The organism is Cellulosimicrobium cellulans, assembly GCF_016921195.1.
GTDB classification, from domain to species: Bacteria; Actinomycetota; Actinomycetes; order Actinomycetales; family Cellulomonadaceae; genus Cellulosimicrobium; species Cellulosimicrobium cellulans_F.
Window position 1 is genome coordinate 1 of record NZ_JAFGYF010000013.1, and the last position, 21,273, is coordinate 21,273.

At 75.2% G+C, this 21,273-nt stretch carries 18 protein-coding genes and 1 tRNA gene; 10 read left to right on the forward strand and 9 right to left on the reverse strand.

Going from position 1 to position 21,273, the window contains the following annotated elements:
* Positions 1-250 precede the first annotated feature (250 nt).
* The 4 genes from JN535_RS18505 to JN535_RS18520 form a co-directional block, all read right to left on the reverse strand.
* Positions 251-1,459 (reverse strand): ABC transporter permease, encoded by a 1,209-nt coding sequence (locus JN535_RS18505; RefSeq protein WP_205207286.1) that lies wholly within the window; start codon positions 1,457-1,459, stop codon positions 251-253.
* Entirely contained in the window at positions 1,456-2,433 is a 978-nt protein-coding gene (locus tag JN535_RS18510) for an ABC transporter ATP-binding protein (RefSeq protein WP_205207287.1), read from the reverse strand. Before JN535_RS18510 ends, JN535_RS18505 begins: the two co-directional genes overlap by 4 nt.
* Before the next feature lie 117 nt (positions 2,434-2,550).
* Positions 2,551-3,273 (reverse strand): hypothetical protein, encoded by a 723-nt coding sequence (locus JN535_RS18515; protein WP_205207288.1) that lies wholly within the window; start codon positions 3,271-3,273, stop codon positions 2,551-2,553.
* A gap of 85 nt (positions 3,274-3,358) precedes the next feature.
* Complete coding sequence (locus JN535_RS18520) at positions 3,359-3,964, reverse strand: TetR/AcrR family transcriptional regulator (protein ID WP_205207289.1); 606 nt, start codon at positions 3,962-3,964, stop codon at positions 3,359-3,361.
* A 252-nt stretch (positions 3,965-4,216) separates the two neighbouring features.
* On the opposite strand from JN535_RS18520, the gene JN535_RS18525 reads away from it, so the two are divergent.
* The 10 genes from JN535_RS18525 (at position 4,217) to JN535_RS18570 (ending at position 14,513) form a co-directional block, all read left to right on the forward strand.
* A tRNA-Gln gene (locus JN535_RS18525) sits at positions 4,217-4,288 on the forward strand.
* A gap of 30 nt (positions 4,289-4,318) precedes the next feature.
* A complete protein-coding gene (gene glmU, locus JN535_RS18530; RefSeq protein WP_205207290.1) occupies positions 4,319-5,995 on the forward strand; it encodes a bifunctional UDP-N-acetylglucosamine diphosphorylase/glucosamine-1-phosphate N-acetyltransferase GlmU in 1,677 nt (558 codons plus the stop codon).
* Positions 5,996-6,063: 68 nt separating this feature from the next.
* A complete protein-coding gene (locus tag JN535_RS18535; RefSeq protein WP_205207291.1) occupies positions 6,064-7,047 on the forward strand; it encodes a ribose-phosphate diphosphokinase in 984 nt (327 codons plus the stop codon).
* 26 nt (positions 7,048-7,073) lie between these two features.
* Positions 7,074-7,670, forward strand: a complete 597-nt coding sequence (locus JN535_RS18540) for an SIMPL domain-containing protein (RefSeq protein ID WP_307868967.1) — start codon at positions 7,074-7,076, stop codon at positions 7,668-7,670.
* Positions 7,671-7,761: 91 nt separating this feature from the next.
* Complete coding sequence (locus JN535_RS18545; RefSeq protein ID WP_205207292.1) at positions 7,762-8,490, forward strand: GOLPH3/VPS74 family protein; 729 nt, start codon at positions 7,762-7,764, stop codon at positions 8,488-8,490.
* Positions 8,491-8,796: 306 nt separating this feature from the next.
* Complete coding sequence (locus JN535_RS18550) at positions 8,797-9,393, forward strand: 50S ribosomal protein L25/general stress protein Ctc (protein ID WP_205207293.1); 597 nt, start codon at positions 8,797-8,799, stop codon at positions 9,391-9,393.
* 150 nt (positions 9,394-9,543) lie between these two features.
* The gene (pth, locus tag JN535_RS18555; protein ID WP_205207294.1) at positions 9,544-10,146 is read left to right on the forward strand and encodes an aminoacyl-tRNA hydrolase; all 603 of its coding nucleotides are present in this window, start codon (positions 9,544-9,546) and stop codon (positions 10,144-10,146) included.
* Positions 10,147-10,261: 115 nt separating this feature from the next.
* The gene (locus JN535_RS18560; protein ID WP_205207295.1) at positions 10,262-11,428 is read left to right on the forward strand and encodes a glycosyltransferase; all 1,167 of its coding nucleotides are present in this window, start codon (positions 10,262-10,264) and stop codon (positions 11,426-11,428) included.
* A complete protein-coding gene (locus tag JN535_RS18565; protein WP_205207296.1) occupies positions 11,425-13,314 on the forward strand; it encodes a polysaccharide biosynthesis tyrosine autokinase in 1,890 nt (629 codons plus the stop codon). Before JN535_RS18560 ends, JN535_RS18565 begins: the two co-directional genes overlap by 4 nt.
* On the forward strand, positions 13,311-14,513 hold the full coding sequence (locus tag JN535_RS18570) for a glycosyltransferase (protein WP_205207297.1): 1,203 nt from the start codon (positions 13,311-13,313) through the stop codon (positions 14,511-14,513). The genes JN535_RS18565 and JN535_RS18570 overlap by 4 nt, the downstream gene beginning before the upstream one ends.
* On the opposite strand, the gene JN535_RS21315 is transcribed toward JN535_RS18570, so the two are convergent.
* The 5 genes from JN535_RS21315 to JN535_RS18595 are packed head-to-tail and all read right to left on the reverse strand — an operon-like array spanning position 14,467 to position 21,245.
* Complete coding sequence (locus tag JN535_RS21315; RefSeq protein WP_205207298.1) at positions 14,467-15,642, reverse strand: glycosyltransferase; 1,176 nt, start codon at positions 15,640-15,642, stop codon at positions 14,467-14,469. The two genes, JN535_RS18570 and JN535_RS21315, sit on opposite strands and share 47 nt — an antisense overlap.
* Positions 15,639-16,670 carry a glycosyltransferase family 4 protein gene (locus JN535_RS18580; RefSeq protein WP_205207299.1) on the reverse strand — a complete coding sequence of 344 codons (1,032 nt, stop codon included), beginning with the start codon at positions 16,668-16,670 and terminating at the stop codon, positions 15,639-15,641. Before JN535_RS18580 ends, JN535_RS21315 begins: the two co-directional genes overlap by 4 nt.
* Positions 16,667-17,839 (reverse strand): glycosyltransferase family 4 protein, encoded by a 1,173-nt coding sequence (locus JN535_RS18585; protein ID WP_205207300.1) that lies wholly within the window; start codon positions 17,837-17,839, stop codon positions 16,667-16,669. The genes JN535_RS18580 and JN535_RS18585 overlap by 4 nt, the downstream gene beginning before the upstream one ends.
* Positions 17,836-19,245, reverse strand: coding sequence for an O-antigen ligase family protein (locus tag JN535_RS21650; RefSeq protein ID WP_205207301.1), 1,410 nt, complete (start codon positions 19,243-19,245; stop codon positions 17,836-17,838). Before JN535_RS21650 ends, JN535_RS18585 begins: the two co-directional genes overlap by 4 nt.
* The gene (locus tag JN535_RS18595; protein WP_205207302.1) at positions 19,242-21,245 is read right to left on the reverse strand and encodes a glycosyltransferase; all 2,004 of its coding nucleotides are present in this window, start codon (positions 21,243-21,245) and stop codon (positions 19,242-19,244) included. Before JN535_RS18595 ends, JN535_RS21650 begins: the two co-directional genes overlap by 4 nt.
* Between the last annotated feature and the right edge of the window lie 28 nt (positions 21,246-21,273).

A 21,273-nucleotide genomic window follows, 5' to 3' on the forward strand; every position in this document is an offset into this window, starting at 1 on the left:
GGTGCCGCGTCGTGGCGGGCCTGGCGGGAGCCGCGAGGAACGAGCGGCGGATGGTAGACGCGGCACCACCACCCACCCCGACCACCCAGGGCGACCACACGCCGTCGAGCACAAGAACCACGGCTCTACCTCGCGCAACCACGGCTCTACCTCGCGCAACCACGGTTCTACCTCGGCTGACCGGGGTTCTCTCTCGCGCAACCAGGGTTCTACCTCGCGCAACCAGGGTTCCTACCGCGCGGGGCCCCAGTCAGGCGGTGCGCAGGGCGTCCTTGAGCTTGACGCGGGCACCCGTACGCAGGACCGCGTTGGAGTAGATCTTCGCCGCGAGCCAGACGAGCACCGGGATGACGGCGATCGACAGGCCGAGCGCGAGGAGGGCCTCCCAGGTCTCGGCGCTGCCGAGCGCGATGCGCACGGGCATGAGCAGCGGCGAGCACAGCGGCACGTACGAGAGCCACACGACGAGCGGGTTGTCCGGAGCCCACGGCGCGACGGAGACGCCGACGATGTACGGCACGATCATGAGGAACGTGACGGGGGTCGTGACGGCGCCGACGTCCTCCTGGCGCGAGACGAGCGCACCGAGGCCGGCCATGAGCAGCGCGTAGCTGACGAACCCGACGACGAACCAGACGAGCGCCCAGACGGCCGCGGTCCCGAGGTCGATCGTCGAGGTGTCGACCAGCCCGAGGCCGAGCGCGGTGCCGACGCCCGCGAGCACGACGAGCGCGACCTGCCCCAGCCCGACGAGGCCGATGCCGAGCACCTTGCCCGCCATGAGCTGCCACGGGCGGACGGTCGAGAGCAGGAGCTCGACGACCCTGCTCGTCTTCTCCTCCACGACGCCCTGCGCGATGAGCTGGCCGCTGATCATGATGGCCATGAAGAGCAGGATGCCGGTGACCAGGCCGGTGACGTAGCGGGTCGGGTCGAACTCGCTGGGCTCGCCGATCGTGCGGACGGTGGGCTCGGCCGTCGCGATGTCGCCCGCGACCTGCGCGGGGTCGCCGCCCAGGCCCGCGACCGCGTCGGACAGCGCGGTCTGCTGGGCGAGGGTCGTGAAGACGGCGGTGAGGCCGGAGGAGAGCTCGGTGTCCACGACGACGGTGGGCGAGTCGACCGTCCCCGTGACGACGGCGTCGAGGTCGCCGTCGCGCACCTGGGCCTCGCCGGCGGCGTCGTCCGCGACGTCGACGGTCTCGATCTCGGTCCCGAGCGTGCTGCCCGTCGCCTCGATCGTCGCGGCGAGCGCCGCGGTCTGCGGCGTGACGCCGACGCGCTCGGCGGTCGGCCCGGACGAGCTCGCCGCGTCGAGCACGAACCCGCCGAGCACGACCGCGCCGACGAGGATCACGGTCAGCCAGACGAAGGACTTCGAGCGGAGCCGCGTCATGATCTCGCGGCTCGCGACGAGGCGGATCGCGCCCCAGGACGTCAACGAGGCCCCCGTGCTCATGCCCCCACCTCCACCGTCTCGGCGGCCGCGTCGGCCGACGTCTCCTCGGCGCTCACGACGTCGCGGTACAGCTCGGTGAGCGAGGGCCGGACGAGCGAGAACTCGCGCACCGGTCCGGCGGCGAGCGCCGCACGCAGCACGGCCTGCTCGCGCCCGCCGGTCCCGTTCGCGGCTCCGCCGCCGGCGGCCCCGGGGCCCGGCGCGAGCTCCACGACCGTGCGCGACCCCTCGAGGCTGACGGCCCGCGCGTCGGGCACTGCGCCGATCCACGTCGCCCCGGGTGGTCCGTCCACGATCCATCTCTCCGTCTCCGTCCGGCGGAGCTCGTCGATCGTGCCGACCTCGACCATCGCGCCGTCCTTGATGATCCCGACGCGGTCGCACAGGCGCTCGACGAGGTCGAGCTGGTGCGAGGAGAAGACGACGGGCACGCCCGCCTCGGCGCGGTCGCGCAGCACGGTGCTCATGACGTCGACGGCGACGGGGTCGAGCCCGCTGAACGGCTCGTCGAGGACGAGCAGCTCGGGGTCGTGCGTGAGCGCCGCCGCGAGCTGGACGCGCTGCTGGTTGCCGAGCGAGAGCTTCTGGACCTCGTCGCCCCGGCGTGCCTCGACGCCGAGCGTCGTGGTCCAGCGCTCCATCGCGACCTTCGCCTCGGCCGCGCCCAGGCCGTGCAGCCGGGCCAGGTAGACGAGCTGCTCACCGACCTTCATGCGGGGGTACAGCCCGCGTTCCTCGGGCATGTACCCGATGCGCCGCCGCGCCGCGAGGTCGATCGGGCGACCGTCCCACCGCACCTCGCCGCCGTCGGCCGCGAGCACGCCCAGGACGATGCGCATGGTCGTGGTCTTGCCCGCCCCGTTGGAGCCGACGAAGCCGAAGATCTCCCCGGCGCGCACGTCGAACGACGTCCCGCGCAGGGCGCGGACGTCGCCGTAGGACTTGGTCAGCGAGTCGATCTCGAGTGTCGCCATGCGCCCCAGACAACCATGTGCCGGTGCGCCGGGCATGGGACAGATGTCACGTCCTGCCCCTTCCGACGCAGGGGGGAGGGTGCTTCCCCGGTCGGGGGCCGACGTCCGGCCGCGAGCTCAGCCCCGGTGCTCGTCGCGCACCGGCGGCAGCGGCGAGCGCGCGGCGCGCACGGTGAGGCGCAGCATCGCGGCGGTCGCGTCGTCGACGCCCGCGACGTCGTCGCGCCGGACCGCGTCGAGCGCGATCCAGAGGAGCTCTCGCGCGATCGCGGCCTCCCGCTCGTCGAGGCGGCCGGAGATCGACTCGACGGCGCTCATCGCGACGAGCACGCGCATGCCCGTCGACGTCGGGGGCGCGACCCGCACGCGCCGGATCTCGACGGCGTCACGCAGGGCCCGGCGCTCGACGCGCGAGAGCCGCGGACCGGCGACCCGCAGGAGCGCGCGTGTGACGACGGCGGCCGTGACACCGAGGACCGCGGCGGCGACGACGAGGGTGACGGGCGCGAGGGCGTGCCCTACGAGGAGTGCGGCGAGCGCCGTCGCCACGCCCGCGACGAGCCCCAGGCGCACGTCGTCGACCGACGCGTGCCACTCGGCGTGGCGCCGCACGCGGTCGAGCTCGCGCGGCGTCAGACCGGGGACCAGGACGTCGGTGCGCTGCACGATGCGGACCGGTGCTCCGGCGACGGCGCCCTGGAGGCAGCGCGCCGTCGTCCAGGTCGAGTAGCCCCAGACCGTGGGACGGATCTCGTCCTGGCAGTCCTCGTGCGTGCGGTCGCTGGACCGGTCGTGCCCGTGCATGAAGTGCCCCGCTTCGTCGATCTCGTGCTTCCGCAAGGAGAGACGGGTACCCCCGGGCGCCATGACGCGGGTTCCGGGAAGTTCCCCGGGGCGACCGGTGGACGGACGCGTCAGGACGCCGTCACGACCGGGGCGTCGTGATGAGGTGCGGGCGCTTCTCCATGTCGGCGAGGCCGTTCCACGCGAGGTTGACGAGGTGCGCCGCGACCTCCGTCTTCTTGGGCGAGCGCACGTCGAGCCAGTACTGCCCGGTGAGCGCGACCATGCCGACGAGCATCTGCGCGTAGATGGGCGCGACCTTGGGGTCGAGCCCGCGGGTGCGGAACTGGTGGGCGAGCAGGTGCTCGACCTGGGTCGCGACGTCGCCGATGAGGCTGGAGAACGTGCCGGTGGCCTGGGCGACGGGAGAGTCGCGCACGAGGATGCGGAACCCGTCCTCGGACGCCTCGATGTAGGACAGGAGCGCGAGCGCGGTGCGCTCGAGCAGGACCTTGGGGTGGCCGCCCTCGTCGAGCGCACCGGAGAGCGCCGCCGTGAGCGCCTGGACCTCGCGGTCCACCACGACGGCGTAGATGCCCTCCTTGCCCCCGAAGTGCTCGTACACGACGGGCTTGGACACCTCGGCGCGCGCCGCGATCTCCTCGACGCTCGTCCCCTCGAACCCCTTCTCGGCGAACAGGCGGCGGCTCACCGCGAGCAGCTGCTCGCGCCGCTGGCTCGCGGTCATGCGGGATCGGGGGGTGCGTCTGGACTCGGCCACGGGGTCCATCATGCCGTGCACCGCTGCCGTGCCCGGCGTGTGCCTCGCGCACGGGTGTGGCGCAGGCGACTGTCGCGGTGAGCGGAGACCGGGGTGCGGACGGGACGAGACGGGCACGACCGGCGTCGGGCACGGGGACCGACCTGGCAGACTGTTCCCGGACCCACCCCGCCCGCCGTGGCCCGGGAACGTACCGGGCGCGAGCGTCGCCGGGTCCGATCCGCCTTGGTGTAATCGGCAGCACAAGGGTTTTTGGTGCCCTTGGTCCAGGTTCGAGTCCTGGGGGCGGAGCTCGTGCCACCGATCCCGAGGGGAACACCCATGGAAGCTCAGCAGGGAACCGACTCGACCGTCGCCCCCGCTGCCGTGATCGTCCTCGCCGCCGGCGAGGGCACGCGGATGAAGTCGTCCACCCCGAAGATGCTCCACACGCTCGCGGGCCGCAGCCTGCTCGGGCACGTGCTGGTCGCGGCGCGCTCGCTCGACCCGGCCCTGCTCGCCGTCGTCGTGCGGCACGAGCGCGACCGCGTCGCCGAGCACGCGGTGTCGGTCGACCCGGACGCGGTCGTCGTCGACCAGGACGAGATCCCCGGGACGGGTCGGGCCGTGCAGTGCGCGCTCGCCGCGCTCGACGCGAAGGCCCACGCCCAGGCGCTCGTCCACGGCGTGCCCGACGGCGAGGAGGGACGCGGTGCCGGCGACGGGCTCGAGGGTCCCGTGGTCGTGACGGCGGGCGACACCCCGCTGCTCGACGGCGGCACGCTCGGCCAGCTCCTCGCCGCGCACGTCGCGGACGGCAACGCGGTGACGATGCTGACGACCGAGCTCGAGGACGCCACCGGTTACGGGCGCGTCGTGCGCGACGGCTCGGGGGACGTGCTGCGCATCGTCGAGCACAAGGACGCGACGGCCGACGAGCGCGCGATCCGCGAGATCAACGCGTCGATCTACGTGTTCGACGCCGCGGTGCTGCGCCGCGGGCTCGGCACGCTCGGTCGCGACAACGCGCAGGGTGAGGTCTACCTGACGGACGTCGTCGCGGCGGCGCGCGCCGAGGGCGGCACGGTCCGGGCGCTCGTCTCCGCGGACCCGACGATCGTCGAGGGCGTCAACGACCGCGTGCAGCTCGCGACGCTGCGCGCGGAGCTCAACCGCCGGATCCTCGAGGACTGGATGCGCGAGGGCGTGACCGTCGTCGACCCGGCGACGACGTGGGTCGACGTCGACGTCGAGCTCGCGCGCGACGTCACCCTGCTCCCGGGCACGCAGCTCCACGGTGCGACGGTCGTCGCGGAGGGCGCGACGATCGGGCCGGACACGACGCTCACGGACACCGAGGTCGGCGCGGGCGCGACGGTGACCCGGACGCACGGCAGCCTCGCGGTGCTGGGCGCCGGGACGTCCGTCGGGCCGTTCGCCTACCTGCGCCCGGGCACCGTGCTGGGGGCGAAGGGCAAGATCGGCACGTTCGTCGAGACGAAGAACGCGGAGATCGGCGAGGGTTCCAAGATCCCGCACCTGTCCTACGTGGGCGACGCGACGATCGGCGAGCACACGAACATCGGCGCCGCGTCGGTCACCGTCAACTACGACGGCGTGCACAAGCACCGCACCGTGATCGGCTCGCACGCGCGCACGGGCGCGGACAACATGTTCGTCGCGCCCGTGACCGTGGGCGACGGCGCGTACACGGCCGCGGGTTCCGTGATCCGCCGCGACGTGCCCGCGGGTGCGCTCGGCGTGAGCGGCGGGCAGCAGCGCAACATCGAGGGCTGGGTCGAGCGTCGCCGTCCGGGCACGGCCGCGGCGGAGGCCGCGGGCGCCGCGCGCGCGAGCGACCCGGAGGCGCCGCCGCTCGGCGCGCAGGCGCAGGCGCAGCTCGCGGACCAGAGCGCCGCGGCGACGGCCGAGCGCCCGACCCCGCCGCCCCCCGGCCCGGAGCTCGAGCACACGCTCGAGGCGCTGCGTGGCGGTCGTCCCGCGGCCACGGCAGACTGACCGCGTCCGGCCCAGTCTCCTCAGACCTACCCCCGCACCCGGAAACACCACCGAAGGAACCCACTGGTATGAGCAGCACGATCGCCGGAAACGGGGAGAAGTCCCTCGTCCTCGCCTCGGGGCGCGCGCACCCCGAGCTGGCCAACGACGTCGCGCGGGAGCTGGGCATCGACCTGCTGCCCACGACCGCGTACGACTTCGCGAACGGCGAGATCTACGTCCGGTTCGGCGAGTCGGTGCGCGGCGCCGACGTCTTCATCCTCCAGAGCCACACCGCGCCGATCAACCAGTGGATCATGGAGCAGCTGCTCATGGTCGACGCCGCGAAGCGCGCCTCGGCCCGCACCATCACGGTCGTCCAGCCGTTCTACGGTTACGCGCGCCAGGACAAGAAGCACCGCGGCCGCGAGCCGATCTCGGCCCGCCTCATGTCCGACCTCTTCACGGCCGCCGGCGCCGACCGCCTCATGAGCGTCGACCTGCACGCCGCGCAGACGCAGGGCTTCTTCGACGGCCCCGTGGACCACCTGTGGGCCATGCCGATCCTCACGGACTACGTCCGCACGCGCGTCGACACGTCGAACGTCACGGTCGTCTCGCCCGACGCCGGCCGCATCCGCGTCGCCGAGCAGTGGGCCGCCAAGCTCGGCGGCGGCCCGCTCGCGTTCGTCCACAAGACGCGCGACATCACGCGCCCCAACCAGGCCGTCGCGAACCGCGTCGTCGGCGAGGTCGAGGGCCGCGACTGCGTGCTCGTCGACGACCTCATCGACACCGGCGGCACGATCGCGGAGGCGGTGCGCGTCATCCTCGCCGCGGGTGCGCGGTCGGTCATCGTGGCCGCGACGCACGGCGTGCTGTCCGACCCCGCGGCCCAGCGCCTCTCGGAGTGCGGGGCGAGCGAGGTCGTCATCACGGACACCCTGCCCATCGCCGCGGAGAAGCAGTTCCCGCAGCTCACCGTGCTCTCCATCGCGCCGCTCATCGCGCGCGCCATCCGAGAGGTGTTCGACGACGGGTCGGTCACCTCGCTCTTCGACGGCAACAGCTGACGGGAGGCGTCGTGGGCGGCTCGGGAGTGACGACCACCGGACAGGGGGCGGTGACCGCGGCGCCGGACGTCGCGGTCGTCGAGCTGGGCGCGGAGTCGAGCGCGCCCGGCGTCCAGGAGGCCCTCGACCGCGCGAGCACGGGCCTCGCCGCGGCGCGTGACGCGCTCGTCGCGGCGGGCGTCGATCCCGCGGACGTCCGCACGTCGCAGACGTCCACGTGGACCGAGCAGCGCGACGACGGCCCGCGCACGACGGCGCGGCTCACGCTGCGCGCGACCGTGCGCGACGTCGCGGCCTGCGGCGAGATCGTGCGCGCGGCCCTCGACGCGGCCGGGCCCGTCGCACGGCTGGACTCGACGAGCCTCGCCGTGGGCGACCCCGGGCCGCTCGCGGTCGCCGCGCGCGACGCCGCGTTCGCCGACGCCCGCGCCCGGGCCGAGCAGTACGCGCGGCTCGCGGGCCGCTCGCTCGGCCCGGTCGTGGAGGTGCGCGAGGACGCGGGCGGGCCCGGCCCGATGCCGCGCCTGACGGCGGCCAAGGCCGCGAGCGACGCGCTCGTCGTCGAGCCTGGCACGCAGGAGGTCCGCGCGAGCGTCACGGTGCGCTGGGAGCTCGCGGACTGACACCCCGTGCCGTGCGACCGTGCGCGTCGCACGCCGCGGTCGTGACAAAACACAGGGGTCCTCGGCCGGTGCGCGCCGTAGCGTGAGGACCATGCTCATCCTCGAGGACTACCTGCTGCTCACGCTCGACGACGAGACCGGGAAGGCGGTCGTCGACGCCTCGTACCGCGAGCAGGTCGCCGCGGGGGCGCTCCTCGTCGAGCTGGCGCTCCTGGGCCGCGCCGACCTCGCGGGCGACGGCGACGGCGGGCGCGTGGGCCGGATCGTCGTGCGGGACCCGTCCCCGACGGGTAACGCGCTGCTCGACGAGGCGCTGACCGTCGTGCGGTCGCGCGAGGGTTCGAAGCCGAAGGCGCTCGTGGCGCCCCTGGCGAAGCTCAAGCCGGCGTCCCGCGCGATCGGCTCGCTCGCCGAGCGCGGCGTCCTGCGCCGCGAGGAGGGGCGCGTGCTCGGGATCTTCCCCACCACGCGCTGGCCGGCCGCCGACACCCGGCACGAGGACGGCGTCCGCGCCGACCTGTGGCGCGTCCTGGTCGACGGCGGCGCGCCGGACCAGCGCACGGCCGCCCTGGTCGCGATCCTCGCCGCGACCGGGCAGGCGGGGCGTGTGCTGGCCGCGGGCGGCGGCCGTGGAGCACCGGCCGTCGTCGACGGCGGGGCCGACCTGTCCGGGTCGCGCCGCCGCGCCGTCGACGCGCGCGCGAAGGAGATCGCGCGGCAGAGCTGGGCGAGCGAGGCGGTGCGCGCCTACGTGGAGGAGGTCACCGCGGTCATCCTCGTCGGCGCCACGGTCGCGGCGACGGCCGCGGCGACGGGCTGACGACGGGGGAGCGGGCGCGGGTTTCGTCCCACCGTCCCGCCCGGGTACAGTAGCCAGGTTGCCTCGGCGAGGGACGTCTGACGGCCGGCAGCGCTGGACCGGTGAGCACACCGGCGGCGCGGGACCGCGAGTGTCAGCCAGACCTGTTGGATCTCCGTTATCGACTGGGCGGTCGTCCTCCTGCGCGCCCGTCACACGTCCCGCGCCGACGCAGCCGCCCGTCCGGGAGGCCCTCTCAACCGTCCGGACAGCCGACCGCTCCCCACTGGTGGCCGGCCCGCAACGTTTCTTCCAGGAGTGATCCACGTGTCCGAGATCAAGCTCGTCGCCGAGGCCCGCACCGAGTTCGGCAAGGGTGCCGCCCGCCGCGTCCGCCGTGCCGGCAAGATTCCCGCGGTCCTCTACGGCCACGGCACCGACCCGCTGCACGTGACCCTGCCGGGTCACGAGACGATGATGGCGCTCAAGCACTCGAACGCGCTGTTCTCGATCGAGCTCGACGGCAAGGCCCAGCTCGCGATCGCCAAGGACGTCCAGCGCGAGCCGGTCCGCAACGTCATCGAGCACGTCGACCTGCTCATCGTGAAGAAGGGCGAGAAGGTCGAGGTCGAGGTGCCGGTGCACGTCGTCGGCGAGGCCGTCCCCGGCACGATCCACCTGCTCGAGCAGCTCAGCCTCGTCGTCGAGGCGGACGCGACGCGCCTGCCCGACGCGATCGAGGTCTCCGTCGAGGGCCTCGAGGCCGGCTCTGTCGTGTACGCGGGCGACGTCACGCTGCCGGAGGGCGTCACGCTCGTCACGGACGCCTCGGCCGACGTCCTCATCATCAGCGAGCCCAAGGTCGAGGCCACCGAGGACGAGGCCGCCGAGGCCGCCGCCCCCGCCGAGGCCGCCGCGGAGTGATCCTCCCCGTCGTCGGCTGACGCCACGACGACCCGCGTCGGACGCCCGGTACCGTGACGGTGCCGGGCGTCCGTGCGCCTGCACCACCACCTCCACCACCTCCCGCCGCGCGCCGCCCGGGCGGGACCCGGACGAAGGACGAGGGACGACATGACCGACCAGCCGTGGCTCGTCGTCGGGCTCGGCAACCCCGGGCCGACGTACGCGGGCAACCGCCACAACCTGGGCCACATGGTCCTCGACGTCCTCGCGGGGCGGGCCGCCGCCCGGTTCGCGCGCCACCCGCGGGCACAGGCCGTCGTCGCCGAGGCCCGCATCGGGATGCTGCCCGGCGGGCGGCCCGGGCCGCGTGTCGTGCTGGCCAAGCCGACGACGTACATGAACGTCTCCGGCGGCCCGGTGTCCGGGCTCGCGAAGTACTACGGGATCGACCCGGACCACGTCGTCGTGGTCCACGACGAGGTCGACATCCCGTTCGGCGCCGTGAAGCTGAAGATCGGCGGCGGCGAGGGCGGCCACAACGGTCTGCGCGACATCACGAAGGCCCTCGGCACCAAGGACTACGTGCGGGTGCGCGCGGGGGTCGGACGCCCTCCGGGCCGGCAGGACACCGCCGACTTCGTGCTCAAGGACTTCAAGGGGCCCGAGGCCAAGGAGCTCCCGTTCCTGCTCGACGACGCCGCGGACGCCGTCGAGATGCTGCTCACCGACGGTCTGCTCGCCGCCCAGGGGAAGTACCACACGAAGGCGTAGCGCCGTCAGGCAGCGTCAGGACGCCCGTTTTCACCCGGGTGAGGTCCCTTCGTCCCCCTCTCCTCGCGCCCGGCCCCGCACCTAGGCTGGGTGCCTGCGTTCGCGAGGAGGACCGATGACCCACGGTGTCGCGCTCGCGCACGACTACGCGACCCAGCGTGGCGGTGCGGAGCGGGTCGCGTTGCTGCTCGCCGACGCGTTCCCCGGGTCGCCGATGTACACGACGCTCTACGACCCGGCCGGCACGTTCCCCGAGTTCGGTTCCCTCGACCTGCGCACGTCAGCGCTCGACCGGGCCGCTCTGCTGCGTCGGCACCACCGGGTCGCGCTCCCGTTCCTCGCGCCCGCCGTCGACCGCCAGCGCGTCGAGGCCGACGTCCTGCTCGCGTCGTCCACCGGCTGGGCGCACGGCTACCGGGGGGCGGAGCGCACGGTCGTCTACTGCCACGCCCCGGCCCGGTGGCTGTACCAGCGTGACCGGTACCTGGGGCCGGCGGAGGGCTCCGTCGCGCATCGTGCCCGACGACGTGCGGCAGCCACCGCGCTCGGCCTCCTGTCCCCGGGGCTGCGCCGGTGGGACGACGCCGCCGCTCGGCGCGCGGACGTCTACCTCGCCAACTCGACCGTGACGCAGCGCGCGATCCGCGACGCGTACGGGATCGAGGCGGAGGTGCTCGCACCGCCGCCGGCGATGCTGCCCGACGGCGAGGAACGTGCCCTCCCCGGCGTGGACCCCGGCTTCCTCCTGTGCGTGGCACGCCTGCTGCCGTACAAGAACGTCGACGTCGTCGTCGAGGCGGCGCTCATGACGGGGCGTGAGCTCGTCGTCGTCGGGGACGGTCCCGACCGCGCTCGGCTGGAGACGCGGGCGGCCCGTGGGGGCGGCCGGGTGCACCTGCTCGGCCGCGTCGACGACGCGACGCTGCGCTGGGTCTACCGGAACGCGTCGGCGCTCGTCGCGGCGTCGTACGAGGACTACGGGCTGTCGCCGCTCGAGGCCGGGGCGTTCGGGCGGCCCAGCGTGGTGCTGCGCGACGGCGGCTACCTCGACACCGTCGTGGACGGCGTCAACGGCGTGTTCTTCGACGCGCCGCGCCCCGACCTGGTGGCCGAGGCCGTCGAGGCGGCAGCAGGGCGCACGTGGGATGATGGCGCCGTCACGGCGCACGTCGCGACGTTCGGCCGTGACCGGTTCGTCGAGCGGCTGCGCGGAGTCGTGGCCCAGCAGCAGGACCGCACCGTCGGCGCGGGTCGTCCCGGTGGGGGGAGAGCACAGCGATGACCATCAGGGAGTTCCTCCGCACGGTCTGGGCGGGCAGGTACTACGTGCTCGCAGCGGTCCTCGTCGTCGTGGCCGCCGCGCTGTTCTACGTCGACCGCCAGGAGACCACGTACCGCGCGACCGCGACGGTGCAGCTCTACGGCGTGCAGAGTGCTCAGGGCGGGGAGTCGCTCGTCGAGGTGACGGTCGCGACCGACGCCGACGACGTCACCTCGCCCGAGGTCGCCGACGCCGCCGCGGCCGCGCTCGGCGAGCCGGAGGCCGCGGACGAGCTGGCCGCCCAGGTGTCCGGCGACGTCGACGGCGAGAGCAAGACGGTCGCGGTCCAGGCCACGACCACCGCGGAGGCACGGTCGGTCGAGGTCGCGAACGCGTTCGCCGACGCGTACGTCGCACAGCTCGTCACGATCCAGGCCGACCAGGCGGCCGAGCTCGAGAGCCGACGCCAGGCGCTCGCCGACCAGCTTGCGGGCGTCCGCCAACGGCTCGGGGCCGACCCGGAGGACCCGCTGGCGCTGGCCGAGCAGGACATCATCGTCGGCGACTACTCCGCGCTCACGGTGCAGATCAACTCCCTGCGCGGCATCGCCGTCCCGGGCGAGGTGGTCGCGCCCGCGACGGGGGCGGAGCCGCTCGGGCTGTCCCGTCTGACGGTGCTGGCGCTCGCTCTCCTCGTCGGTCTCGTGGCGGGGGTCGGGCTCGCGTTCGCGCGCCGGGGACTCGACGTCCGCGTCCGGAGCGCGGCCGAGTCCACGCGACTCACCGAGACGCCGGTCCTCGCCGAGCTCTACGGCACCCGCCCGGCGGAGAGGGAGTTCGCGCACACGCGTGCGCTGCCCGTCGCGAGCAAGGTGGCGACGCCTTTCACGGAGTCGATCCGTGAGCTGCGCACCGCCGTGCAGGTCTCCACCGCGGGGATGAAGCACGCGGTCGTCGTGGTCACGGCAGCCGACCCCTCCGCGCCGCGTTCCTTCATCACCGCCAACCTCGCGGCGTCGTTCGCGCTCAGCGGGCGGCGCACCGTCGCGCTGTCGGGCGACCTGCGGCGTCCGCAGCTCGACCGCATGCTCCCGGCACCCGAGGACTGGGACGGGCAGGTCCAGGAGCTGCGCCCGACCGCGGTGCCGAACCTGCGGGTCATGCCGGTGCCCGAGGAGGAGATGGACCCGGCGGACTTCCTCGCCACCGAGCGGGCGCGTGCGCTCGTCCGGAGCCTGCGCGAGCACGCGGAGGTCGTCGTGGTCGACGCACCGCCGGTCCTCGCGGCCGCCGACGCGACGATCCTGGGCGGCTACGCGAACGGCGTCGTCCTCATCGCGTCGGCGGGTCGCACCGACCGTGCGGTGCTCGCCGAGGCGGTGGAGCGGCTCCGTGTCAGCAACGTCCCGCTCCTGGGGATCGCGCTGACCGGGGTCACGGGCGACCGGCGCATGCTCTACGCCTCGACGTACGGCGACGACACGGGGCAGGAGGCCGGGCAGGGCAGCGCCCGGACGGCCCCGGCCGCGGCGCCAGCCGCCGCCGGCACGACCGCGAGGACGGATCGGGCCGAGGCACCCGTCGGGTCGTCCGAGGCCGAGCCCGCGCGCCGGTCGGAGGGCGAGGGCGCGACGGACGCCTCCGAGCGCACGCCGAGCACGCGACGGGCGTCGGTCGCCGCCGCTGCGGTACCGGTCGACGACGCGTCGGGGCGACCCGCACCTCCCGTCGCGACCGCCGGCGACGCGCCGCCGGTCGACGGTGCGGCGTCTCGCGGGGCGCCGCCGACGCCGGGCAAGCGACCTCCTGTCCTCGCTCCGGCGTGGAGCAAGGTCGAGCCCGCCGCGCCCGACGAGGTCGCTGACGAGCCCGCCCCCGACGAGCGCAAGCGCCCCTTCCGGTGGTGACCGTCCCGGGCGGTCCGCCGCTCCGGGTCCTCGTCCTCGACCACACGGCGGAGCTCGGTGGTGCCGAGCTGGCGCTCGTGCGCGTGTGCGAGGCGCTCGGGCCCGAGGTCGACGTCCGGGTGCTGCTGTTCGCCGACGGCCCCCTGCGCGCGCGCCTCGAGGGCCTCGGCGTCCGGGTGGACGTCGTGCCGCTCGCGCCGTCCGTGGCGACCGCCGACCGTGCACGTGCTGGTCGGCTGTCGGCCTCGACCTTCGCGGGTGCCCTCCGAACGCTCCCGTTCCTCCTGCGGCTCGCGCGGCGCGTCCGGGTGCTGCGGCCCGACGTCGTGCACACGAACTCCCTCAAGGCGGACGTCCTGGGGATCGTGCCCGCGACGCTCGCCCGCCGGCCCCTCGTGTGGCACGTCCACGACCGCATCGCTCCGGACTACCTGCCCGGGCCGCTCGTCCGGGTCGTGCGGGGGTTGGCGCGCCGGGTCCCGACAGCGGTGGTCGCGAACTCGCGCGCGACGGCGGAGACGCTGCCCGCGGTGACGGCGGTCGCGTACCCCGGCTTCGCCCTCGAGCAGGCGGAGGGGGCCGGGACGGCGCTCGCCGGGCGCGCCGACGAGCCCGAGCCGCTGGTCGTGATGGTCGGGCGGATCAGCCCGACCAAGGGCCAGCTCCAGGTCGTGCGTGCGCTGCGCACCGTCGTGGACGCGGTGCCGGCGGCCCGGCTGCGGCTCGTCGGCGAGCCGGCCTTCGGCGCCGGGGGCTACGCGGCCCAGGTGCGGGCCGAGGTGTCGCGGCTCGGCCTCGACGGCCACGTCGAGCACGCCGGCTTCGTCGTCGACCCGCGCACGGAGCTCGATCGCGCGGCCGTGTGCGTGCACGCGTCGCCCGTTCCGGAGCCGTTCGGGCAGGTCGTCGTCGAGGCGATGGTCCGTGGCGTGCCCGTCGTCGCGACGCGGGCGGGCGGCGTCGAGGAGATCCTCGAGGACCCCGAGGGGCGGGACCGGGCGCTCGGGCTGCTCGTGCCGCCCGGCGACGTCGACGCGCTCGCGACGGCCCTGCTCGACGTGCTGCACGACCCGGTCGCGGCCCGCGAGCGTGCGCTCCGGGCGCGCGCGTCGGCGATCCGTCGGTTTCCCGTGGAGCGCACCGCGCGCGTGCTCACGGACGTCTGGACGTCCGTGTCCGGGCGAGCGCCGCGCGCATGAGCGCGGCCTGACCGCGCCAGGTCGGTACGTCGGGTACGTCCGTGTCGAGCCGGCCAGGCCGCGGGCGCGCCGCGTCGCCGAGCGCGGCGAGCACGGCCGTCGGGAACTCCTCGCCGGCGGCGACCCGCACTCCGGGCTCGTCCCGGAACCCGGCCACGGGCGTCGACACCACGGGCCGCTCGACTGCCCGGTACTCGTAGAGCTTGATGGGGTCGAGGCTGTCGGTGAACGCGTCGACGACGTGCGGGACGAGCAGGACGTCGGCGTGGCGCAGGTAGGCAGGCACGGCGGTCCAGGGACGCGGCCCGAGGAGCACGACCCCGGCGCGTGCGAGGTCCCCGTGCTCCGCGGCGGTGAGGTCCACCACCGGGCCGACGAGCACCACGCGGGCACGACCGTCCAGCGCGCGGGCGGTCGCGAGGAGCAGCGGGACGTCGAACCGGTCGGGGTGCACGGTCCCGACGTAGAGCGCGACCCGGCCGGCGGGGAGGTCGCCCGGGCGGTCGTACGCGCCGCGGTAACGATCGAGGTCGACGCCGTTCGTCAGCAGCGTGACGTCCCGCAGCGCCCCTTTGCGGGCGACCAGGCCCGGGGAGCACACCGTGACCTCGGCGCACCGCTCCAGCAGCGTCGCCTCGTCCTCGACCAGGCGCGCGTGCTCGGCGGGGGAGCGGTCGGCGGCGAGCCAGTCGTCGGTGACGTCGTAGAGCGCGGGCCACCCCGTGCGCCGTACGACGGCGGCACCGGACGGGTCGTTGACCCACAGCACGGGGCGGCGCAGCCCGGCGCGGGCCACGGCGCGCTCGACCGACCGGGCGAGCCGGACGTCCACGTGCGGGTCGACCTTGCGGGGGAGCCACTTGGTCGGCTCGTGCAGGAGCACGCGGCCGGAGGCGATCCCGTCCAGGTCGGGCGCCGTACGCAGCCCGCGCCCCGGGCGGGGCGCGCCGCGCCGGCTGAGCCGGTGCAGCGGATCGGCTGCCGGCTCGACGAACAGCACCCGGGCCGTCGGGTCGGCACGGCACAGCTCGGCGACGAGGTACTGGTTGCGGCGCCACACGTCGTCCCAGCGCTCGAGCGACAGGACGACGACGTCGCCCGCGCTCGCACCGCCCGCGACGGCCGTCACGTGAGCACCGTGCGGTAGACGGCGTCCGTCCCGGCGACCTGCGCCGCAGGCGTGAAGCGTTCGCGCTGCGCGGCGCGTCCGGCGGCGGCGCACGCGTCGCGGCGTCCGGGGTCGGCGGCGAGGGCGGCCAGGGAGCGGCCCGCGGCGCCCGGGTCGAGCGGAGGGTAGAGCGTGAGCGGGTCGATCCCGCCGAGCGTCTCGCGGTGCCCGCCGGCCGAGGAGGCGACGACCGGCAGGCCGCTCGCCATCGCCTCGAGCACGCTCAGCCCGAGCCCTTCCACGGGGCACGGCGCGACGAGAAGTCCCGCGCGACCCAGGAGGGCGTCGACGTCGTCGCGCGCCCCCAGGAACGACGTCGCGGTGTCGATGCCGAGCGACCGGGAGAGGTCCTCGAGCGCCGTCCGCTCCGCGCCGTCGCCCGCGACCTCGAGCCGCCAGCCGCGGCCTGCGAGCCCCGACGCCGCGAACGCCTCGAGCGCGAGGTCGGTGCGCTTCTCGGCCTCGAGCCGCTGGACCACCAGCACGACGTCGTCGCGCGCGGCGGCTGCGCGCCCGTCGGGACGGTCCGCCACGCCGGGGTGCACCACGACGCTCTCGCCCTCCACGTGGTCCGCGACGTACCGGCTGATGGCGATCTGGGCCCGGACCGACGACGCCGCGACGACCGCGACGAGCCGTCCCCGGGCCCCGGTTCCGCGCCGTCGGGCGAAGTGGCGGGTCGACACGACCGGCGGGAACCCGCGCGACGTGCGGGCCGCGACGGCGGCGGCGACCTCGGCCGCCGTCATGTGCACGTGCACGACGTCCGCCGCGGCGGCGTGCCTGCGCAGCGCCCGCACCACGTCGCCGGTCGAGGCCGCGGGGAGGAGCGGCACCGTCGGGTCGTCGACCGTCGCGCGCATGCCCCCGGGCGCTCCGCCGACGACCGCGACGTCGTGGCCCGCGGCCGACTGCGCGCGCGCGAGGCGCGCCACGTGCCGCTCGACGCCGGCGAAGCCGTCGGACCGGACGGCGTGGAGGATCCTCACAGGCGTTGCTCCGATCGTGGGGTCGCGAGCGCCGTCGCGAGCTCGAGGTACCGGTGTGCGACGGCGTCCCAGTCGTGGCGCTCCGCCGTCGCCCGGGACGCCCGGGAGGCTGCGCGCCGGGCGTCGTCGTCGAGCGCCGCGACGGCGGCGAGACCCCTGCGGACGCCCTCGACGGACCGGTCGACGAGCCACCCCGTGACGCCGTCCTCGATGACGTCCGGCGCGTAGCCCACGGGGGTCGCGACGACCGGGACGCCGCACGCGAGCGCCTCGAGCACGACGAGCGCGTTGGCCTCGTAGGCGCTCGGCAGGGCCAGTGCGTCGGCCGCGTGGAGCCAGGGCCGCGGGTCCGGCACGCGGCCGGCGAGGTGCACGCGGTCGGCCGTCCCGAGGCGGGCGACCCGCGCCCGGACGTCGGCGAGCATGTCGGGCGTGCCGCCGACGACGCTCACGTGGACGTCGGGCAGGTCCGCGGCCGCCGCGAGCACGAGGTCGAGGCCCTTGCGGTCGAACTCGTGCCCGACGAACACCACGTGGACGGCGCCCTCGGGCACGCCCGCGGCGGCGCGGGCGGCGGCGCGCTCGGCGGGCGCGGGCGGCGCGAAGCGCGCGACGTCCACGCCGTTGCCGATCACGACCGCGCGGGCGCGCAGCCGTGGGTACGTGCTGCGCAGCGCGTCGCGCTCGGACCGTGTGAGGTTGACGACCACGCGGTGCGAGCGGCCGCGGTACCGGATCGCGTCGCGGGCCGCCGTGAAGAGGTGCAGCGGGTTGCGGGCCATGCGCCACGCGTACCCGCCGCGGGCTCGCATGGCGACCCGGAGGATGCCGTGGTTGACGTACACGTCGCCGGCGAGGACGTCGTTGTGGCAGATCGAGACCACCGCGTCCCCGGCTCCCCGGCCCGCCCGGCGCTCACGGGCGACCCGGCGACGAGCGAGGACCGTGCCGACCGTGGAGAACCACACGACCCGCGCGAGGAGCACGAGCCGGCCGCGGACGCCCGGTCCGGGCTCGGGGAGCCACGCGCCCCGCGCGTCGGCGAGCGTGAAGCGCGCGGTCCGCACCCCGGCGCGCTCGAAGGCCTCCTCCAGGTGGTGCGCGACGCCGCCCACGCCGCTGCCCGGGGCGATCTCCGGGGCGATCTGCAGGATGCGCAGGTCGGTCATCGTTCAGCCATCTCCCGCACGGATCGCAGCTCGTCGAGAGGGAGCTCCCGACCGGTCGCGTCGCGGGCGCGCTGCCGCGACTCGGCGTAGGACTCCGCGCCGAGGCACACGCCGACGATGACGAAGGGAACGGTCACCTGGACCGAGACCCAGAAGAGGTCGAACTGACCCTGGACGAATCGCATCATGAGCATCGAGAAGGCGAGCGTCCCGAACCGCGGGTTGATGCGCCAGAGCACGACCATCCCCCCGAGGAACAGCACGAGGAACCCGGCGAGCCCGACGATCCCGGCGGACGTCAGCACCTCGAGCTCGACGTTGGGGGGCTGGAAGACGAACTCCGTCACGCCCGCAGTCCACCATCGCAGGCCCATCCCGACCCACGGGCTGCGCTGCCACACGTCGATCGAGTCGGCGTACCAGGTGAGCCGCTGGTTGGCGGAGTTGAACTGGTTGCCGGACGCGAGCTGCTCCTGCACCGCGAGCACGACGAAGTAGATCGCCGGGATCGCCGCGAGCAGGATGAGCTTGGAGCGCTTGCGGTCAGGGTCCCCGCGCAGCGTGATGAGCATGATGCCGATCGCGAGGCCGATGAGCGCCTGCCGCGCCTGCGCGGCGAGCACCCCGAGCGAGCAGAGCCAGAACGCGCCGAGGGAGAACCAGCGCGGCCAGCCGACCCACCACGGCCGCGCGTAGGCCGTGAGCGCGGCGAACGCGAGCACGCACCCGATGAAGTTCTTGTGCATCGCGATCGGCGAGTCGATGTAGACCGGGCCGGTGTTGCCGGCGGCGAGCTGCTGCAGCGCGACCAGGCACGTCTGCGCCGCGATCGCCAGGCAAGGGACGAGGAACAGCGTCAGGCCCAGACGAGCGCGTCCGGAACGGCCGACGGCCCACCCGAGGACGAGCGCTCCGGCCACCGAGAGCCACGCGTGGAACCACTCGACGACGTTCGCGCTGAACGGGTTGACGACGACCGTGAAGAGCGTCGCCACCTGGTACACGAACGACAGCCAGAGCATCGCGCGCATGGGCTTCGAGAAGGGCCGCGGCGAGAAGAAGAGCGCGAACCAGAACGCGCCGAACAGCGCGAAGTCGCTGAGCGAGAGGTCGACGCCGCCGCCGCCGACGCGCTGGACGACGACGAGCGCGGGCATGGCGAGGATGGGCAGGGCCACGGGCTCGTACGCCGTGAGGCCGACGATCAGGATGATCAGGGCGCCCCCCAGCGCCGCCGTCTGCAGCTCGGGCACGACGAACCCGAGGACGGCGAGCAGAGCGACGACGACGGTCCCGCCCGCGAGCCACGCGGCGACGGTCCGGCCGCGCGCGACGAGGGTGCCGGGTGCGCGCGGCGCGCGGTAGAGCACGGGCCGCCGGCGCAGGAGCGTCGCGCGCTGGGTCACAGGGCCGACTCCGCGCGGACGGGCCCGGCGAGGTAGAGCCGGAGCCGTCGGCGCGCCGACTCGCGCGCGTCCCCCCGCAGCGCGACGGAGCGGGCGGCCGCCCCCACCACGGCCCCGGCGCGCGCGAGCGCCCAGCCCGTGCGTCCGTGGTGCTTGCGCAGGTAGCGCTCCTGCGACGCGTGGAAGTGCGTCTCCCGACGGGCCGGGTCGCTGCTGGTCGCGCCGCCGATGTGGAGGGCGTGCGCCTCCGGGACGACGGCGTGCCGCCACCCGGACCGCACGGCGCGGTACGCCCAGTCGGTCTCCTCCGCGTAGAGGAAGAAGCGCTCGTCGAATCCCCCCACGTCGTCCACCGCGGCCGCGTTGAGCAGCAGCACCGAGCCGATGACGAACGAGCGCTCCGCCGGGGTCCGGCGCAGCCGCGCGAGCCCGACGGCCTCCACCCACGTGGCCGCGGGGGACGGGAACGGCCAGAGCACGCGCGCCCGGACGCCGTCGTCGTCGACCTGCTGCGGCCCCACGCTCGCGATCCCCGGCGCGGCGTGCAGCGCGCGGTGGAGCGTCTGGACGTCCTCGGGCGTCACGACGGCGTCCGGGTTGAGCAGCAGGACGTCGGCGCCGGGCACCTGGCGGTGGGCCAGCGCGTGGTTGACCCCCGCGGCGAACCCGCCGTTGCGGCCGGGGTCGAGGTAGCGCCCGCCCGCGAGCTCCGTGATCTCCCGGATCTCGGGCAGGGACGAGTTGTCGACGACCGTGATCGGGTACTTCCCGGCGAGCGGGGCGAGCGCGTCGCGCACCATCGCGGGCGACCCGTAGGCGACGACGACGACCTCCGGCGGCAGGGCCGCGGACGGGCTGTCCCCGGTGGTCCCCGGCGCGCGCGCCGGGCCGTCGCCGACCGCGGTGGCGTAGAGCTCCTCGTAGCGGCGGGCGACCTCGGCCCACGAGCAGGACGCCGCACGCTCCGCCCCTGCCGCGCGCAGACCGTCGGCCAGCCCGTCCTCGTCCCGGACCCGCGCGAGCGCGGCGCGCAGGGCGTCCGGGTCGTCCGGCGGCACGAGCAGGCCCGCCCCGCCGACGACGTCGGGCAGCGCACCCGTGCGGCTCGCCACGACCGGGACGCCGCACGCCATGGCCTCGACCGCGACGCGCCCGAACTGCTCGACCCACCCGGGCGTCTCGCGCGACGGTACGGCCAGCGCGTCGAGGGAGCGGTAGAACGCGACGAGGTCGTCGCCCACGAGCGCGCCGACGAACCGTACGCGGTCACCGAGCGGCCGCGCGGTCTCCTCGAGCGCGCCCCGGTCCGGCCCGTCACCCGCGACGACGAGCTCGAACCGGTCGTCGTCCGCCACGGCCGCGAGGAGCACGTCGACGCCCTTGTGGTGCGCGAGGCGCCCGGCGTACCCGACACGGAGGCGACCGGTCCCGCGCGTGCCGCGGGCGGCGTCGGGTCCGGGGGAGAAGACCGCCGGGTCGACGCCGAGCGGGACGGTCTCGACGCGCCCCCGCGCACCCTTGGCGCGCACGATCCGGCCCGCCTCGTCGTTGCACACGCAGACCCCCGCCGCCCCGCGCAGCGCGCGCGCCTCGAACCACCGGAAGGGCCACGGGTAGCGCTTGGCGAGGTTCTGCGCCGAGTACAGGACGTACGGGGGAGCGGGGCGTCGCGCGAGGAGCGCACGGAGCCGGCGCAGCGCCAGGATCTCGGCCGTCGCGAGCGCGAACGGCTCCTCGTGCACGTCCAGCACGTCCCACTCCTGCCCGAGCGCGCGCCACAGGGGCACCGGGTCGTAGACGAAGAGCGCCGGGTGCGCACCGACCGTGCGTACGCCCCGCACCGGTTCGCCCGGGCGCGGCACGAGCCGGACGGTCGTGCCGCCCTCGTCCCACGCGCGCGCCGAGAGCAGCCGGACGTCGACCCCCCGCGCGCGGAGCTCTCGCTCCCGCTCGCGCCAGGCGTCGACCACGGCGCTGTGCGAGACGCGGAGGACCCTCATGTGGGAGATTGTCCCCCAGCAGGCCACG